Source organism: Vibrio gelatinilyticus (assembly GCF_022836845.1).
Lineage (GTDB): Bacteria > Pseudomonadota > Gammaproteobacteria > Enterobacterales > Vibrionaceae > Vibrio > Vibrio gelatinilyticus.
The window spans coordinates 46,314-65,132 of record NZ_JAJNNZ010000009.1 but is presented as its reverse complement, the minus strand read 5'-3'; the positions used below and the strand labels follow the sequence as shown (position 1 = coordinate 65,132).

General features: G+C 43.2%; 14 protein-coding genes and 2 pseudogenes. 3 read left to right on the top strand and 13 right to left on the bottom strand.

Going from position 1 to position 18,819, the window contains the following annotated elements; all coding sequences use genetic code 11:
- Nucleotides 1-5: 5 nt before the first annotated feature.
- Genes LNL84_RS12410 through LNL84_RS12400 form a run of 3 tightly spaced genes read right to left on the bottom strand, consistent with a single transcriptional unit; the run spans nt 6 to nt 2,414 of the window.
- The gene (locus tag LNL84_RS12410) at nt 6-524 is read right to left on the bottom strand and encodes a tripartite tricarboxylate transporter TctB family protein (protein ID WP_244357816.1); all 519 of its coding nucleotides are present in this window, start codon (nt 522-524) and stop codon (nt 6-8) included.
- The gene (locus tag LNL84_RS12405) at nt 524-1,507 is read right to left on the bottom strand and encodes a Bug family tripartite tricarboxylate transporter substrate binding protein (RefSeq protein ID WP_244357814.1); all 984 of its coding nucleotides are present in this window, start codon (nt 1,505-1,507) and stop codon (nt 524-526) included. Before LNL84_RS12405 ends, LNL84_RS12410 begins: the two co-directional genes overlap by 1 nt.
- A gap of 4 nt (nt 1,508-1,511) precedes the next feature.
- The gene (locus tag LNL84_RS12400; protein ID WP_244357812.1) at nt 1,512-2,414 is read right to left on the bottom strand and encodes a LysR family transcriptional regulator; all 903 of its coding nucleotides are present in this window, start codon (nt 2,412-2,414) and stop codon (nt 1,512-1,514) included.
- Between the two features lie 115 nt (nt 2,415-2,529).
- On the opposite strand from LNL84_RS12400, the gene LNL84_RS12395 reads away from it, so the two are divergent.
- On the top strand, nt 2,530-3,822 hold the full coding sequence (locus tag LNL84_RS12395) for an anaerobic sulfatase maturase (RefSeq protein WP_244357951.1): 1,293 nt from the start codon (nt 2,530-2,532) through the stop codon (nt 3,820-3,822).
- A 492-nt stretch (nt 3,823-4,314) separates the two neighbouring features.
- Here the strand turns inward: LNL84_RS12395 and LNL84_RS12390 are convergent.
- The 6 genes and pseudogenes from LNL84_RS12390 to LNL84_RS12365 form a co-directional block, all read right to left on the bottom strand.
- Nucleotides 4,315-5,331: pseudogene (locus LNL84_RS12390) on the bottom strand (IS110 family RNA-guided transposase).
- A gap of 173 nt (nt 5,332-5,504) precedes the next feature.
- A complete protein-coding gene (gene glmS, locus LNL84_RS12385; protein WP_244357810.1) occupies nt 5,505-7,337 on the bottom strand; it encodes a glutamine--fructose-6-phosphate transaminase (isomerizing) in 1,833 nt (610 codons plus the stop codon).
- Between the two features lie 78 nt (nt 7,338-7,415).
- Nucleotides 7,416-8,186: a DeoR/GlpR family DNA-binding transcription regulator gene (locus LNL84_RS12380; RefSeq protein WP_244357809.1), complete on the bottom strand. Its 771-nt coding sequence runs from the start codon at nt 8,184-8,186 to the stop codon at nt 7,416-7,418.
- A 295-nt stretch (nt 8,187-8,481) separates the two neighbouring features.
- Nucleotides 8,482-9,042 carry an MltR family transcriptional regulator gene (locus LNL84_RS12375; protein WP_244357808.1) on the bottom strand — a complete coding sequence of 187 codons (561 nt, stop codon included), beginning with the start codon at nt 9,040-9,042 and terminating at the stop codon, nt 8,482-8,484.
- Between the two features lie 23 nt (nt 9,043-9,065).
- Nucleotides 9,066-10,214, bottom strand: a complete 1,149-nt coding sequence (locus LNL84_RS12370) for a mannitol-1-phosphate 5-dehydrogenase (protein WP_244357806.1) — start codon at nt 10,212-10,214, stop codon at nt 9,066-9,068.
- A gap of 111 nt (nt 10,215-10,325) precedes the next feature.
- Complete coding sequence (locus LNL84_RS12365; RefSeq protein WP_244357804.1) at nt 10,326-12,200, bottom strand: PTS mannitol transporter subunit IICBA; 1,875 nt, start codon at nt 12,198-12,200, stop codon at nt 10,326-10,328.
- A gap of 480 nt (nt 12,201-12,680) precedes the next feature.
- Here LNL84_RS12365 and LNL84_RS12360 point away from each other — a divergent pair, with 480 nt between their 5' ends.
- Nucleotides 12,681-13,328, top strand: coding sequence for an HAD family hydrolase (locus LNL84_RS12360; RefSeq protein ID WP_244357802.1), 648 nt, complete (start codon nt 12,681-12,683; stop codon nt 13,326-13,328).
- A gap of 54 nt (nt 13,329-13,382) precedes the next feature.
- Nucleotides 13,383-13,766, top strand: a pseudogene (locus LNL84_RS12355) (ABC transporter permease); the annotation flags it as partial.
- Nucleotides 13,767-13,832: 66 nt separating this feature from the next.
- Here the strand turns inward: LNL84_RS12355 and LNL84_RS12350 are convergent.
- The 4 genes from LNL84_RS12350 to LNL84_RS12335 form a co-directional block, all read right to left on the bottom strand.
- Entirely contained in the window at nt 13,833-14,546 is a 714-nt protein-coding gene (locus LNL84_RS12350) for an oligogalacturonate-specific porin KdgM family protein (RefSeq protein ID WP_244357800.1), read from the bottom strand.
- A gap of 366 nt (nt 14,547-14,912) precedes the next feature.
- Complete coding sequence (locus LNL84_RS12345) at nt 14,913-16,073, bottom strand: tetratricopeptide repeat protein (protein WP_244357798.1); 1,161 nt, start codon at nt 16,071-16,073, stop codon at nt 14,913-14,915.
- A 131-nt stretch (nt 16,074-16,204) separates the two neighbouring features.
- The gene (locus LNL84_RS12340) at nt 16,205-17,002 is read right to left on the bottom strand and encodes a MalM family protein (RefSeq protein WP_244357796.1); all 798 of its coding nucleotides are present in this window, start codon (nt 17,000-17,002) and stop codon (nt 16,205-16,207) included.
- 134 nt (nt 17,003-17,136) lie between these two features.
- Nucleotides 17,137-18,417: a carbohydrate porin gene (locus LNL84_RS12335; RefSeq protein ID WP_244357794.1), complete on the bottom strand. Its 1,281-nt coding sequence runs from the start codon at nt 18,415-18,417 to the stop codon at nt 17,137-17,139.
- Nucleotides 18,418-18,819: the final 402 nt, after the last annotated feature.

Genomic DNA, 18,819 nt, shown 5'->3' with positions numbered 1-18,819 from the left:
AATAATTAGCTTATGAAACGTAATAGGCCTATCGGCAAAATGACATTCAATACATTTTCAAATAGAAAATATAACGTACTACTTACCACCAGAGCGCCTATAGTTGACCAAACTAAGTTGGCTGCATTAAAGGCTCTAAAAACAATCATCAAGTAAAACGGTGTAAGCAATAGATACCCCACAGGATCCAACATCAGCTGGTAACCTAGCGTGGCTGCAACGAAGATTCCAATGCGGGTGATATCAATTTTTCGTATTGGAGCCTCGGTTTCTGACGCCTTATTGACGTCAGATTCATTATTGGGCTTGCTGATTAGTAAGCGCACTACATCTGCTACTAACAATAGTCCCATGATGGTAATGACTTGCATTGGAAACATAGATGCATCCATCAAGGCATCACCGCCTACTGCTCCTTGTTCTTCCAAACTCGTGTTCACGGAATACAAAATAGCGGCGATCACGAAAGCAAAAAGGGAGTAAATCAACCAAGTAGAATTAGGACGTAGCGCACTTTTCATCATTACTTACCTGCTAACTTGTCTTTCTCCCATTGAATAGCCGTTTGTGCATTTGTAAGCTGGCTACTAACGGCAGAAACAATGTCTTCATATTGCTCTGGAGAGAACATAGATGGGTAAAAACCTAGAGAGATAAGCTTCTCTTGAGTTTCAGCTTTATCAAGCGCACGCTTCATCGCAGCGCGCATTTCATCAACAACTTCTTGTGGTGTTTCTTTATGTACTAGGTACCAGTTCCAACCTGATGCACTCAGGCCTGTTAAGCCCATATCAACACCAAGATCTTTGACAGTAGGCGCATTATCAAACATGGTTGATACGCCTTTATCTTCATTTAGGACAACAAGCGGCTTAAAAGCATCTTTGTTGTTTTTGTACGTCGTTGGGTTGTTAAATGTGAAATCTAACAATCCGCTACGCAGATCTTTGAACGCATCACCATCTTGTGGGTAAGGGACGTTACGTGCATAAACACCTTGTGAACGAAGCACCTGTGCAATAATCATATGAGGCAGGTTTTTATACGTACCTGATGAGTATCGCAATTTGCCAGGGTTAGCTTTTGCATAAGCAATAAAGCTCTCAAAATCATACCAACGTGTTTCATTTTTACGAGAAACGAGTGCAAAAGGAACCTGAGTTGCTGACCATAAAGGTGTGAAGTCATCATATTTCCAATCTACGTTCCCAAGGTTTGGCTGAAGGACTAGGTTTGCTACCCAACCATCAATAATCGTATGACCATCCGCTGGCTTCTTCAGCGCTTTTTGGATAGCTTTCGCTCCTGCCCCGCCAGGTGTAGAGACAACACTAATTTTTACGCCAAGCTCTTCAGCCAAAGCATCAGTGATAATTTGTGAACTTGCATAGGCAGTACCAGGCCCCCATGGAAAAATATTCTCAATATTACGGCTGGGGTAATCTGCCGCCGCAATTGAAAATGAAGCAGCCATTGCTGCACCTGCTAGAAAAACCTCTTTTAACATATTCTTAGTTCCTTTTGTTTACAGTGTGGTGCTCAAGACATTCAATAAATAGATTCTGAGCTTTAGTTTTTATAATGCCTTTTCGAAGCCAAACTCCACTGCTGAATTCCCAATTTAGCGCTTCGCAATCAAGCAAAATTAAGCCTTTAGCTTGTGCTTGCGTCGCTAAACGTTCTGGTATTAAAAGCAATAATTCGGTTTCATTAATTACGTTAGGGATGCTTTCCCAATATGCACTACGAAATGCAACATTGGCGGGTGGTAGTTCTTGATCGTGGAAAAATTGATTTAGCACACTGACTACATCATTTGATTGTGTCAGCAACGCCCACGAATACTCACTTAACATATGAGCACTCACTGTGATTTGGTCTACAAGGGGATGAGAAGGAGAAACGTAAACTTCAACACTACTATCCCAGAAAGGAATGTAATCAAATTCACCTTGCGACCGAGCAGAAATAGTATCGCTAGCTAGAACAATATCGAGTTCGGAGTTTCCTAAACGATGAAACATGTCTTCTTGAGAACCTGCATCTAATTGAAGATTGAGTTCTGGTAATTTTTTTACCAATTCAACCATAGCATCTGGCAGTTCATTTGAGGCCCATACTGGGCCGCATCCAACTCTAAGATGCGCTCCCTTCCCCCCTCGAACCGCACTGAGTTCTTCATTTAATAGAACGTGTTCATGCTCGATGCGCTTCGCTCGATTTACAATGATTTCACCAAACTGAGTCAGTGTGATACCGCGTGATGTCCGCTCTAGCAATGGAACCTTGTATTGAGATTCGAGTCGTTGCATATTTTTTGTTAAAGCTGGCTGACTAATACCCAACGCTTGGCCTGCATTTTTTAACGAATCTGACTTCGCGACCACCAATAGCTGTTGCAATAACCTTTCCATCAATTAAACTCCCTTAGATATAAGTTAAGGTTATACGGCAAAATGTTTCATTACTGTGATCCAATCCGTTATTTGTTATGATTTTTTGTTACGAGGTTCATGCTTTATGGACACAATACGCCAAGTAAATGGCTGCCATGTGATGGCGAAGCCTTCTAGCTCCAAATGTAATATTGACTGTGATTATTGCTTCTATTTGGAAAAAGAAATGCTTTATCCAGATCAAAAACAACAATGGAAAATGAACGATGAAACGCTTGAGAAATTCATCAAACAATATATTGAGGCTCAAAATGGCAATCATGTAGAGTTCGCTTGGCAAGGCGGTGAACCAACGTTGATGGGAATTGATTTCTTTGAAAGAGCAATGGTATTGCAAGCAAAATATAAAGGTGACAAGACTATTGCCAATAGCTTCCAGACAAATGGTATTGCACTTAACCAATCATGGTGTGACTTCCTAAAGCGTCATCACTTTCTAGTTGGTGTCTCTATCGATGGTCCCCAAAAACATCACGACCAATACCGTAAAACACGCTCTGGTAAAGGAACTCATACTCAAGTTATCGCGGCGATTACGTTACTAAAGAAGAATAATATTACATTTAATACCCTTACAGTGGTAAACCGTCATAACGCGAAATACCCGCTCGAAATATACAGATATCTAAAAAAAATTGGTTCTACCTATATCCAATTCATCCCCTTAGTCGAACGCAAAAGCTCACAACCAACTGATGATGGGCTCTACCTGGTCAGCCCAGAACACGATAGTGCCCATATCACGGAATGGTCAGTTGTCTCACAAGACTACGGTAATTTTCTCACAACAGTTTACGATGAGTGGGTCAATAATGATGTTGGCAAAGTTTACATCCAGATGTTTGAGTCAGCTCTATCTTCATGGTGTGGTGATAGTTCAACATTATGCATCTTTGCTGAAAGCTGCGGTCACTCACTTGCGTTAGAATCCAACGGTGATGTCTATAATTGTGACCATTTTGTATATCCAGAATACAAATTAGGAAATATTCATCACCAATCACTGACTACAATGAATTACTCTGAACAAGCACGACGATTCGGACAAGATAAGTCCGACACCCTAAATACTAAGTGCCGTCGTTGTGAATACTTATCAGTATGTCACGGTGGTTGCCCGAAACATCGAATTTCTAATGTTCAAGGCTATTCTCACCATAATTATCTATGTGCAGCGTATTATCAGTTTTTTCAGCATGCCACGCCTACCATGAACGTCATGAGTCGCTTAATTGAAGATGGCCGACCCATTGAATTAATTATGCCGATGCTTAGTACACGCGCGAAAACCATCAATAAGCGTTCCAGAAACGTTCAATGTCCGTGTGGCAGTGGTAAAAAGTTTAAACGCTGTTGTGGACAGTGAGCAGTGGTTATATTCGCTGACCTCAATCATGACGATCAGGAAGGGGCCTTCCTAGATGGTAAGCCCCCCACTTCACTAAACACCCCACTGATTAGAGCCGTTTTTATGCACTTATGAAGTGAGGAGAATCTGGTTTCTATCAGTTCTGAAAAGTTTTGGGTCAAAGATGTGTTCGGCACTATGAACTGCTGCGGTGATCACACTGCTGCGGGGGCTCACAAAAAGCAGGTCATCCTAGCTAACTTAAAATTGGACAGAATGTATGGTACGCCCCGTTTTGCAAGTAAAAACTCAAAATAACAGAGTTGGTTTGCGCTAATGTATTCAGAGTCTAATTGAGACTTACTTCCCATAGCCTCAGCTCTATGATGAGATCCGCGCCAGATTGTCCTCAAAAACGTGAAAGCACTTTTAATGCTGCTCTGTCCATCAGGTCTTCAATCTGGTGGTCTAACCGTTTTGTCATCTTTCATTTTCATATGTAAATTTGAGTTATAGTCTTATTTCGAACGTTTTGTGAGTAGTCATTACCGACCAGGCTATTCTTGCTAGCTTATTTGCCAAGGCAACTAATGCGACATTGAAAGGCTTTCTGCGCTTCAAATCTGTCAGCCAAGAGCCAAAATATCGTTCTGCCGTTTCATCTCGCCACATCACAGCTCTAGCTTCATGTACAAACAGTTCCCTTAACTCTTTATTTCCCCGTTTTGATATACCAAGCATTCTTGGTTTCCCTCCAGTTGAATACTGAAATGGGACGAGTCCTAACCATGCGGCGAAGTTTCGACCATTGGTAAAGTCTTTTGGATTAGATACAGACGATATACAGCATGCCGCAGTCATTGGTCCAACTCCAGGTATTGTTTGCAACATGGAGAAAAGCTCATTTTCACTATTCAAAGTTTCTAGTTTCTTATCCTGCTCTTTAATCTTATCGTTTAGATGTTGGTAGTGATCGAGCTGATTCCTTAACTCAAAGATAAGAAGCGAAGGTACAGCTTGACCAGTGTCAGCAAGCCACTGAAAAAGTCGTTTCATGTTTGCGTGTCCACGCGGAAAACTGAAGCCAAATTCAGTGAGGATAGAACTAATGCGGTTCATCGTCGCGGTTCGCTCCCGAATATAGCCTGTTCTAATTCTTCGAATCACAACCCCTAGTTGCGCTTGTTCGGTCTTAGGAGAAACAAACCTCATTCTTGGTCGAGTCGCAGCTTCGGCAATCGCATCTGCATCGATAAAATCATTCTTATGACTCTTAACATAAGGCTTTACATATTGCGGAGGAATGAGCTTTACTTAATGTCCATACTCCTGGCACCGTCTTGCCAGCCAATGTGCTCCACAGCAAGCCTCCATAGCTATCGTTACAGGCTCATGAACCGAGATAAACTGAAGAAGCTTCGCTCTAGAAAACTTGTGTCGATAGAGTTGGCGGCCTGAATAGTCATGACCAACAATATGAAATGTAGATTTACCTAAATCAATACCAATGGTTTTTATAGTCGACATGATGGTACTCCCGAAGTTCAGCGACAATGCTGAGTTTAGTTTAGGTGTGGGGCGTACCATCTAATTAACGCGCTAGAGTAAACAGCAAAAAGGCAGCGAGATCGAATCTTCGCTGCCTTTTTAGTATGATACTTTATTACTCTCATACACTATCTAATCAAGAGCACATCACATTACTCAACCGTTACCGCTTTCGCTAGGTTACGCGGTTGGTCAACGTCAGTCCCTTTGATTAATGCAACATGGTAAGACAACAGTTGCATTGGTACGGTGTAATAGATTGGAGCGATAATGTCGTCAACATGAGGCATTTGGATGATCTTCATGTTTTCGTCGCCTTCAAAGCCGGCTTTCTCATCTGCAAATACATACAACAGGCCGCCACGAGCACGTACTTCTTCAATGTTTGACTTCAGCTTCTCTAGGAGATCGTTCGTTGGTGCAACGACAACGACTGGCATATCAGCATCAATCAGAGCTAGAGGGCCGTGCTTAAGCTCACCCGCTGCATACGCTTCAGCGTGGATGTATGAGATCTCTTTTAGTTTCAAAGAGGCTTCCATCGCGATTGGGTAGTACTCACCGCGACCAAGGAAGAGCGTGTGGTGCTTGTCAGCGAAGTCTGTTGCCAGTGCTTCAATTTCTTTATCAAATGCCAGCGCTTTCTCGATGTTTGCAGGCAGTTCGTGCAGTGACTTGACGATTTCAGCTTCACGCTCTTCTGTCATGCGTTCTTGAAGGCGAGCAATTGACACTACCATCATTAGCATTGCTGCTAGCTGGGTGGTAAACGCTTTTGTTGACGCTACACCGATCTCAGTACCTGCGCGGGTCATAAACGCAAAGTCAGATTCACGCACAAGTGAAGAGCCAGCAACGTTACAGATTGTCATTGCTGCCATATAGCCTTTCTCTTTCGCTAAACGAAGTGCCGCTAGCGTATCGGCCGTTTCACCTGATTGAGATAGTGTCACTAGTAAACTGTTTGGACGTACAACGAAGTCGCGGTAACGGAACTCAGAAGCAATTTCCACGTCACAGCTTACTCCAGCCATAGATTCAAACCAGTAACGCGCCGCCATACCCGAGTTGTACGATGTACCACATGCGATGATTTGTACGTGCTCAACCTTCTGCAAGATATCTACCGCATTCACACCAATCGCTTCAGTCACTACCGCTTTATCAGTAATGCGACCTTCCATAGTGTTGATTAGCGCGCGAGGCTGCTCGTAAATCTCTTTTTGCATAAAGTGGCGATATTGACCTTTGTCACCCGCATCATGTTCTGCGTTAGATTCTGTGATTTCACGCTCAACAGGGTTACCCTCTACATCAAGTACTTTCACTTCACGACGAGTGATTTCTGCTACATCACCTTCTTCCAGGTACATGAATCGACGCGTCACGCTAAGCAGTGCAAGTTGGTCTGACGCCAGGAAGTTCTCACCCACACCAAAACCGATAACAATCGGGCTACCAGAGCGAGCAGCTACAATGCGGCTTGGGTCTTTACGATCAACCACAACTGTACCGTAGGCACCATCTAGTTGAGTTGCGGTCTTTTGTAATGCTTCAACCAAGGTTTCAGACGTGCGACGCTCCCACTCTACAAGGTGAGCAATCACTTCAGTGTCGGTTTGAGATTGGAATACGTAACCACGTTCTTGAAGCATTGCGCGCAATTCTTCGTGGTTTTCGATAATGCCATTGTGTACAACAGCGATATCGCCTGATACGTGTGGGTGAGCGTTCGCTTCAGAAGGTTCGCCGTGCGTTGCCCAGCGCGTGTGTGCAATACCTGTTCCGCCAGTCACATCTTGTGAATCAACAGCATCAGCGAGTTCTTGTACCTTACCCAGACGACGAACACGTTTTAATTCTAAACTTGAATCAACAACAGCAACGCCTGCCGAATCATATCCGCGATATTCTAAACGACGTAGACCCTCGACTAAGATTTCAGCGACGTCCCTTTGTGCTACCGCACCAACAATTCCACACATAGTTTATTACTCCAATTATGTTTTTTTTTACTTCCCCTTATGAGCGCAAGCAAATCATAAAGACAAGGGGAAATTATTCTATTTAGCGCAAATCACTTTTACGCCGTGAGATTCGATTTTTTCTTTGTAATCCACAGACAAGCCAGCATCCGTTACGAGTACATCAATGACATCCCATGCTAATTCCATATTAGGAATTTTTCGGCCAATTTTCTCGGATTCAATCATAACGATGACTTCTCTAGCGACTTCGGCCATCACGTTGCTCAATCCAACTAGCTCATTGAATGTTGTTGTACCACGCTCAAGATCCACGCCATCAGCGCCAACAAACAACTGATCAAAGTCATAAGAACGCAGCACCGATTCAGCAACCTTTCCTTGAAAAGACTCAGAATGGTTGTCCCATGTGCCACCTGTCATCAATAACGTAGGCTCACTTTCGAGCTCATTGATCGCATTCGCGAGAGACAAAGAGTTAGTCATCACTACGAGGCCTTTTTTGCCATTTAAGCGCGACACTAATGCACCTGTTGTACTGCCACAGTCTATGAGCAATCGATTGTGGTCTCGAATCAACTCAACGGCAGCAATAGCGATGCTTTCTTTCGTAGCTGAAGCCATGGCCGTTTCATTGAGTACTTCATCAACAGCCTCTTGTGGCAATGATACGGCACCACCATAACGTCTCAATAGCTGCCCATTCCGCTCCAGCGATGTCAGATCTTTTCTAATCGTCACTTCTGAAGTGTCAAAGCGTAGCGATAATTCTTCTACGGTGACTTGACCCTGTTCCTGAACAAGTTGTGCAATTGAATGGCGTCTGACCTGTGTATTTCGTTTTCGCATTAAGTTTCACTTCGAAATTTAATAATTGATTAATTATTTCACACCGGAACTAATTAGGCAAACCAAATGTTGCATCGAAAGTTAGAGAGGCTGAGAAGGTTTTGGTGAACCCTTGGGTTTCGATTCGAAATAAAATACAAGCTATAATTAAACGTTGGGATGAATTAGGAAACTAGCGGCAAGGTAGATGGTCACGAAGGAGAAGGCTTTTATTGAGGCTCTCGACTGAATCACAGGAGTTGATGTAGATGTAAAAAGTGGGCATAGACACTCCCATAAATAGAGAGTGTCTGACTTACATAAGGGGGTTGTCTCTACACAAGGTATTGACCAGTTCGGTGATGGCAAGAGTTATCGTAGATTTTACACGTTGGTAATGTCTTTCCAAATACATGTTGAGCATCGGTTCGTCCAATGTTTCTGCAACAGTTGCATCGTATTCAATAGGCATCATCTTTTGTATCGCGCTGATTTTATTAAGCTCAAACAACACGTCAATTTCAGTAAAGCTGACCTTATTGTCTTGATGCTTTGTCCACTCTCTCAACGTGACAAAGATATCTATATCATCAAAGACTTCTTTTGATATTACACCAAGCCCCAATAGCAGTTTTGCACGAACTAATATTCCGCCTAATGGCCCATCATTACTGAGCAAAGGATCAACGACATATTTTACTGCATAGTCGTCTTTGTGAAATATACTGTTAATCAACGTATCGAGCGTATCATCGATAGCGTCGTAAGCTGCCATTAGACATTCACTAGCATCTTTGGCTTCTGACAAGGCTTCCAGTAATTCAGTTTCATTGCTCGGGTGTATAGGCATAACATCTCGTAAAACAAAAGGTGCCATTTGCATGGCACCTGATACAACAATCATTTTAGGGCTAAATACGCTTGATGTGCTAGTTTAACAATATTTGAATCAATATTCAGCTCAGAATAGTGTGCGAGTGTCTTTTCGAAACCTTGTTCAGAGAACATTGCTTGTAATTCAACGGCTTGAGGATCATCATTATTTTTATAGAGAAACGCAGCAGCAATGCCTTTAAGCAGGTGTTCATTAGGTAAGTCATACTCAAGTGTGCCATTAAGAGGCTTTATCAAACGATCTTGTGGACTTAACTTACGGATTGGCTGACGACCAACACGGTCAACTTCATCACGAAGGTATGGGTTTGCAAAACGACCCAAAATTTTCTGAATATAAGCTGCGTGTGCATCAGCATCAAAACCATAGCGACGAATCAGAACCTCACCACTCTCTTGCATTGCTGCCGTTACGTCTGCACGAATGGCTTCATCTTCAATAGAATCCTTAATGGTTTCATGACCGGCTAGTACACCAAGATACGCAGTAATTAGGTGACCTGTGTTAAGTGTGAACAGTTTACGCTCAACGAATGCCATTAGATTGTCGGTACACTCCATACCTGCAATCGCAGGGATATCACCAACAAACTGAGTTTGATCTACTATCCATTCACTAAAGGTTTCAACCGTTACCGCTAGAGGATCCGTTTCCCCCTCTTCTGCCGGTGGTACGATACGGTCGACTGCAGAATCAACAAAGCCAATGTTCGCCTCTGCAAATGCTTTAATATCTTCTGCAAGGTGCTCAAAAATCATTGCTTTTAGCTGGCTAGTGCCACGCACCATGTTTTCACATGCGATGATGTTAAGTTGTGCGGTATTGCCATTTGCAGCACGCTTTTCAATACCTTGCGCTACTGACTTAGAAATGATCTTCAGTACCGTTGGACCTACTGCTGTTGTCACCATATCGACGCTAGCGATAAGGTCGATAATATCGCTGCTGGTCGAGTTTACTGCAGTAACATTTGTTACTTCTTGTACTACTACATCTTCACCAACGATTTTTACAGGATAGGACTGACGTTCAATCAGAGCGTTAACTACGGTTTCGTTTACATCTGCAAATGTTACGTGAATGCCTGCATCTGCAAGTAGTTTTCCGATAAAGCCACGACCGATATTACCTGCGCCAAAATGTAATGCTTTCATAAGACGTCTTCCTAAATAATTAAGTAAAAAAACAAAAAGATAAAATCAAAAATGAGGCCAACAGGGGGAACGTTGGCCTCTTTCACTTAGGAGCGATGAGTAAGACCCACTTTACTTACCATTCAGTATTCTCAGTACATCCTCAACGTTCGAGGTAGACTTCAAACATTCAATCGCGTCTTCATCATCAAGTGAATTCGTAATGGCGGTGATAACTTGAATATGTTCATCACCTTGCGCCGCAATACCGATCACCATTTTTGCTACATCGTCTTCATCTTCACCCCACTGAATACCCTGGGGGAATTGACAAAATACGATGCCAGTTGATTTTACAAATTGTTTTGCCTCAATAGTGCCGTGAGGTACTGCAATCGACTCACCTAAGTATGTAGAAACCAACTCTTCACGAGCCAACATGCCTTCAACATATTGCGGTTCTACATAACCAAGTTTTACGAGTTGCTCACCAGCAAACTTGATAACGTCTTCCTTGGATGTTGATTCCATTCCCAAGAAGATATTTTCATTTGAAAGCTTTAGCGTTCCATTTTCGCTAGAGCTATTGTCCACTGGTGCTTCAGGCTTTTTTACTTTTACTGCTCCAACCAAGTCAGCCACAAGGCCGTCGTACATAGCACTGTCTAAGAAGTTGTTAAGGGAGATATGCTGCGCATTTGCTGCGTGATTACGAGCACGGTCAGTCAAATCTTTATGAGTAATAACAATATCAGCATCGTCAGGGAGACTGTTGATAGCAAGGTTAGTGACCGAGATATCAAGGTTCGCTGCTTCTACTTTCTTACGCAGTAAGCTTGCACCCATAGCACTTGATCCCATACCCGCATCACACGCTACGATGATTTTGCGAACAGCAGACAGGTCACCAGATTGGCCTTTAGACGACGCTTTCATGCTTTTCATTTGATTTGCAGCTTGCTCTAGTGAATCTTCTTCATCGTCAGTTTGCTTTTGAGTTTTCAATAACAACGCAGCGACAGTGAAAGAAACAGCAGCAGAGGCAATTACTGACAGAATTACGCCAATAAATGCAGCTTTAGGAGTCATTAGTAATACAGCGAAAATAGAGCCCGGTGACGCTGGCGATACAAGGCCTGCGTTAAACATAGTCAGAGTAAATACGCCAGTCATACCACCAGCGATAACCGCTAGAATTAATCGTGGATTCATCAATACATAAGGGAAGTAAATCTCATGAATACCACCAAAGAAGTGGATAATAATTGCACCTGGTGCTGACTGCTTCGCATTACCACGTCCGAAGAACATGTAAGCAAGTAGCAGTCCAAGACCAGGGCCTGGGTTCGCTTCAATTAAGAAGAAGATTGAACGTCCAAATTCTTCCGTTTGCTGGATTCCAAGCGGAGAGAAAATACCATGGTTGATCGCGTTATTCAGGAAAAGGATTTTTGCAGGTTCAACAAAAATTGAGGTAAGTGGAAGCAGACCTGCATCAACGAGGAAACCAACGCCGCCGGCTAGGCCTGTTGATAGAATTTTAACAGCAGGACCGATAACGATGTAAGCTAAAATGGCGCATAGCATACCGATAATGCCAGCTGAGAAGTTGTTAACCAACATCTCAAAACCACTTTTAATTTTGCCCTCAACGGCAGTATCAAATTTTTTGATCGCCAAGCCACCTAATGGGCCTACAATCATTGCACCCATAAACATCGGAATATCGGTACCAACGATGACACCCATCGTTGTTACAGCACCAACAACCGCACCGCGATCACCAGCTACCATTTTACCACCGGTATAACCGATCAATAATGGTAACAAGTAAGTGATCATCGGTCCTACCATGGAACTCAGGGTTTCATTTGGGATCCAACCGGTTGGAATAAACAGTGCCGTAATCAAACCCCAAGCGATGAATGCGCCAATATTTGGCATCACCATGTTGGAGAGGAAACGACCAAAGTTTTGAACTTTGATTTTCGCTTCAGGAGATAACATAAGGGTATCCTCGTATTCGTTATTGAATGGTCTTCTTTGACCAAAATGTTTTGCAAGAGACCATAAAAAAGTAACACAAGATTTCTAAAAACTGGAAATTACGCAAAATTAGTGATAACGATCACCATATAGAGATATCGACAGATAACCATGAGAGACTCAGATCACAAAATACCACTGTCAATAAATTACATAGCCACACCAATACGAATAACTCTCAATCAATATAGACCCAGATCACATTTCACACCCCCACCCCGCTATATTTATTGTGATTCGGTTCACATAAATGACCAATTCATCAAAGCGCAATCGATTTTTAGCTCAATTAGCGGTCGATAATGGCTAGAAAAATACTCAGGCAATGTTTTTTTGAAAAATGCTGTAATTTAATTACATCACTAAACCTTTCCATTTCAGGTTCAATATGGGAAGGTAAATAGGGTTGCTTTTGGTCAATTTAGGAAGGGAGTGTCGTGTATGTTTTCTGCACTACTATTCGATATGGACGGTCTGATTTTCGATACAGAGCAGCTCTACAAAACCAGCTGGCAATTTGCCGCTCAGGAAATGGGACTTGAATTGACTGATAGTTTCTACCAAAGCTTTATCGGCATACAAGATCATGAATGCGAGCAAATGCTCGTTAAGTTATACGATCACAATTTCGATTTAAATGCCTATCGGAGCATTCGTGATGCACACTTTCACAAGGCAAGGAGTGGTGGTATTGCTTTTAAGCCTGGATTCCACCGCTTATTTCAATTGGCAACAGAAAAAGGTCTTCGTAAAGCTCTCGTTACTTCTTCTGGACTTGCCGACACCCAATTCAACTTCGCACACTCAACGTATCTTGAGCAATTTGACACTATTATTACCGCTGAAGATGTAGCCAAAGGGAAACCAGAACCCGATTGCTACCTTCTATCCTGTCAGAAACTCAATCTTAAACCCTCGCGCTGTCTTGTGCTCGAAGATTCCAACAACGGTGTTAGGGCTGGAAAACGAGCTGGGTGTACTGTTGCCATGATTCCAGATATGACACCGCAAGATCCCTATAGCCAGCAGAGCGCTGACTATTTATTTGAATCGCTTGAAGACGTCTCAGCATTGTTAAATTGCTTATAAGTTTTCTATTTTATAAATAGTAACTTAAATAATTGGGATTATTTTGAGCCTTGCTATCTGATTTTTGATGTTCCCGTTAACGGCGACATTAGCCAGATCCTGCTTGGTAGTCTTCTGTTTATTTCATCAAGTTTAGCGTTAGGTTTAGTGATTTCGACCATAGCCCATACGTAATGACAAGCTATGCAAATGACCGTGTTTATCTTGCTACCTTCTATCTTGCTGTCTGGCTTTATGTTTCCCTATGAAGGAATGCCAGTAGCTGCCCAGTGGATATCCGAAGTGCTACCCGCCACCCACTATATGCGAATGATTCGAGGGATCATTCTTCGAGGCACAGATTTGTCGGAACTTTGGCAAGACACATTATGGCTCGGGGCCTTCACCTTAGTGGGCCTCGTCGTCGCCTCTTTACGATTTAAGAAATCTCTCGACTGATATTCAAAATAGAAAAGGCAGCGAATATCGCTGCCTTTGACTTTGCGTAAACTGATTGTCTAACGATTAGAAGTTAAACGTTACACCCGCACGAATACGGTTTTCAGTTTTGTTCTCGTTTGTAATGCGATCGTTGTACGTCTTATCAAGGATCTGATAATCAACATACGGCGCCCAGCTATCAAAGCCAGTGTATTTTACTTGGAACGTGTGTTCCCACTTAGAATCTGCTTGGTCTGTACCGATACCGTTAGAGTATGCGCCACCCTCTTTTTGGTTGATGTACGCTGGGTTGTATTCCAGGTTGAAGTCAGAAACGTTGTAACCAACCCATGCGTCAACTTGGTTAGTGTCGTTTACTTTTTGACCGTTAGCGCCGTTAGTTGCTGCTTGGTAACGGTAACGAGCTGCCGTGTAGAAGTTACCTTCTGCGTAAGTCGCTTTTAGGTAAGGACGGTATTCAGTGTGGTTAGCACCATTCCAGTAAACGAAACCAGGAGTCAACGTGAAGTTGTCGTTGATCGCGTAGTTGTAGTTTAGCTCTGTTTCAAACGCTGCAACGCTGTGATCGTTGTTGCTTAGAAGTTTGTCGCCGTGACCTTGAGTACCTTCAAGGTGGATCTGCCAATCTTCTGCAAAGTCGAAACCAGCACGAACACGCGTTTCGTATGTTTTTGCTTCAGTTTTGTACGCGCCACGAACGTCAACATACGTTGCGCTTGCAGGTAGTGCTACTGCTGCAACTAGCGAAGCAGCAAGAGTCAGTTTTAAAGTTTTCATGAAAAAAGCTCCGTATAGAACAGGATTACCCGAAGGTATGAGATTTAAAATACGCATAAGATGACCACTGCCAAGCATTCAGCAAATGCGCAAAAAACTCCCGTCAGAGTATGTTCTTCACCTGTGGCTTTGTCATGGAAGTGTCAGCCAGAAAAATTAGGTGACCTGGATCACATCCCTTTAAACCACTAGCGAATGGAAGTGACATAATTAATATCACTTTCGTAACAAATAGTTCTATATTGCACAATAAATAATCATAAATGTTCCTCATGAATCATTTATGATTCATAAATACTGGATCTAGGCTGATGATACAATTTATTTGATCACAATGAATCAGGCAGAAATCAGTGGAGCGACGCGCTAAGGGGTTTTCGTGCCATTTATCGAATCATGACTAACTGTCTGATATTGAAAGGATTCAGTTGTGATTGGAGGGTGAGAGTCTCTTTGGGGCTCGTTGGCATCAGTAGGGTTCTTTACTGGTACTTCTTGCGAATCGCTGTTTTGACTCGTTTGGTTTGGAAAAAACTCATCTCGCTTATACAACTTGTTGAGCGCTCTAATCAGCGAGTGCTTAACCACAGCACCCTGCGAAATTTTACTAATAATTGGTTTGGCCAAAGACTGAAGTCCGACAACAGAATCCACACCAATGGTCGAACCAACGGCGTCTCTGGCTGAAATTGCGGGTTCATGGCCAAATTTTGCTGCCAAAAATAGCCAGATATACGCAATGGCATTTCCGTTTGGAGCTATGTCGCGCCATGCCTCACCCGCGTGGTACATGGCGATAACATTGCCTTTTTCACCCGCTCGCTCTAACCAGTAGCAGCCTTGAGCAAGGTCTTGTTCAACGCCAACACCGTTAAGGTGATTGAGGCCAAGCTTCGTCATTCCTTCTTCACTGTTCTTCTCTGCCGCTTTTTCAAACCAAAGTGTCGATTGGCGAGGCGAAGGCGTAGGGTTATCTGGAGACACACTCCAGTCACCGACAAAAAGCATGGCTTCTAAATTGCCCTCTTCGGCAACTTCTTGCGCGGCAGCGATACCTTTAGGAATATTTCGCTCAACGCCCTGACCATATATCAGAGCTTTTGCTGCCTGAAACTTAGCATTAAGGTCGCCTTCTATACCTGCAATGCATAACCGCCAATAGTTTGCCTGCTCTCTTAGTACCATGTCCTCGCGTTTGCGATCGCTTAGCCTGACAATACCGTACATGCCGGTAATATTATCGAGTTGAGCGGCTTTATGGTACCAATGGAACGCTTGCGTAATGTCGTTACGTTCTGCTTCTTTTGCCAAAAAGAGCAGCGTTGGAATATGGCCACTTTCCGCTTTCATTAAGCGGTCTTGATGCTCTTGTTTTCGAGCCGCTTCCATCGTTCTACGAAAAGCCAATTCCCGCTCGACACGCTCTTGATCCATCCGTTTTTTTCGCATAGACAAGGAAAGCATCCATACGAAAAGAAGGACAAGGGATAAACTGGTTGCACCAATAGCGATGGCAAGCGTATTCATAAGTAACAAGCGACTCGATTATAAAGTGAGATCTACTCCTTATACTAACGGCAGCTTACATCAATTATTAAATGGACTTATCGATTTATGCCTCGGCATACCGTTTTTTTGTTTAAACATGTGAAAGCTGACTATAGATTGACCGCTTTATTAAAAACCGTTCGCATCCCTTCGATGCCAAGCGCTTCTGCTTCTTCAAGCAAACCTACGGCCTTTTTAAGGTCGTTGTTTGTAACCGCTTTCTCAATTTCGGTTTCGTAATAAGCCTTATTCGAAGGTGTGATAGTTCGTGTCGGTTGCGCGTTAGCTGGCTTCACGCTAGCTGCGCCATCAACAACGACGGAAATGGTTCCCGTTAGCGCATGTGGGACCGGGATGTCTTTCACTTCAGGAAGGTGGTTACCTCGCGCTTCAGCGTCTAGGCGAGCGGGATGGATAACATCGGTTGTTTGGTTCAACGCTTCACGTTTGGTATAAATAACCAAAATAACCGGTTGCAGTGAATTTGTCGGCGGTAAAAAGTTAAATTCCGCCTCCAAACGATTTCCTAGAACGAACCTTGGCTTTAGATAAGTAAACTCATTGAAATCGTAATCATCGATCACAGAACCATCTTTACGCATGATCTTCACGTAAGGAGCGAACAAATGATCATCAATAAGGCTTGTCACGGTAATGGCCAACGCGCCACGATCAGTGGGTAACTCGATCGCCGCAACAGGGCTATCTATATCGCTGCTGCTCAGCACCTGAGACCGTTCAGTGATATTAAACTGCACTTGTCCTGGTATTTTTGTTGTCGCAACATTTAGCATAGACACATTGGAAACACCTATTGCCGATTGCGTTGCTGCTTGCTCTAGGACTAAGGGAGCCTGACAACCAATTAATGAAACACAACCTGATAGGACTAAAGCTCGAAGTTTCATATTTTCTCCTCAGCAAAGGGCTCGTGCGCGGCCTTATGGATGACGCCTCCAGACATATAACTTGGCCTGGAGGCTAAATGGATCAGCAAGCTAATCCATTGCGTGTTACTAAAAAAGTATCTTACGGTATTGGATTAGAACCAGGCTTCAACCTGAACACCCATCAAGAATTCTTTTTTCTTAGACTTGTCAGAAAGTTGTGCGCTGTCTGAACGATCGTCTAGGTACGTACCGTATACACGGATTTCTGGACGAGCAAAGAAGCCTTCTCCCATAGAGAACGCCTGAGCCACAGTGAACTTGCTGCCTTTCTTGTTGCCGGCATTGCTGTAGTTCTCTTGGTAAGCACCGGCTTCAAAGATAGTGCGAACAGAATCAGTCCATTGGTACATTGGGCGGATGACCGCAGACACTAGATCGTGATCTGACTTCATGCGGTTTGTCGAAGAGATAGCGGCATCCGTTGAGCGTGCAGCTAAGAACTGGTGACCCATTTCCCAGTTTTCGCTCAGGCTAACTACACCCCAGTTAAGAACACGAACACCTTGCGCATCGTTGTTAGCATCATCACGACGATCAAAGCTACCACCGTTGCCGAGATCGGCCATTTGAGCACCGTACGAGCTGTTACCGTATTGAACCACAGTCTGGTTAAAACCACTGGTCATGTTTTGGTGAAGAATAGCGGTAACTAACGCGCCGTCATCCGCTTTTAGGTTTGTGTTGCCAGACGCAGTACCGGTACCAAAGTTATAAGCACCTGCGATCTCTAGTGTTGCGTCTTCCCAAAGGCCAATGTTTGCTAGGCGCACATCAGCGGTGTAAGACTTAACTTCTTCTTTTTCGTTAACCAGCTTTTTTTCGCCAGTTTTTGAGTCAAACTCGTAGTATTGCTTACCAGTATCTTGTGAAGAGTTAGTATCGTCGATTAAAGCAAAAGACAGTTTTTGATTACCGACAGAAATGTTTTCGATACCACCACCGGTGCCCGATGTGTTTAAGAAGTAGAAGTCGGTGATGTGTACATCTTTTCGTTGGTAGTAACGTTTACCGGCCCAAACTGTCGCTTCTTTATCAAAGCCCAGTACGCCAGTTGCTTGAACGTTGAATTGCGCTACGCCCACCGTACCACCTGAATTAGGTGCGTTGGTGCCGCTGTTGCCATTGTTAAGCATTGCTTCTACGCGCCAGTTTTTGTCACCTGTTTGTAGATCCTGACGGAAACCAAATTCTGAGTAGTTGTCGTTCTCGTTACCCAAACGACCTACTTTTTGCTTCTCGTAATTTGCATCACCAGTACCATTGGTGCTTAACGCAGTACCAGCGCGAAAGTAACCAAAAAACTCAACAGAAAGTGCAGGGGCAGCAGCAAGAGAAGCAGCAACAGCGACTGCAACCAAATTCATTTTTTTCATTATTAACTCCAAACCTTATTATTTTTATCTATTCCTCATCCAAAAGGCAGTTGTTGGATTGATAAATAGAAGATATAGGTATATTTCCTATAGGGAGCGGAGAGTAATGACAAAATAAAAACCCAGCAAACTGGGTATATTTAAAAAGGTAATAGGAAGTATCGAGTAACCCACTCAATAACTAGCATACCAAGTGGAACTTATATCCCTATAATGTGACTAATGCCTTTGGTGGAAGCTTGCAATGTAATCAAAATACAAAAGATGGGAGGATAAAGAGACAGAGATCACGCAAGTTCAATTTCACACCCCCACTTTGCGTAATTTAATTACTATTGGTTACTTGACGAGGATCACAGTGAAAAAGATATAATTGTTAGCGGATTATTAACAAACATGGGA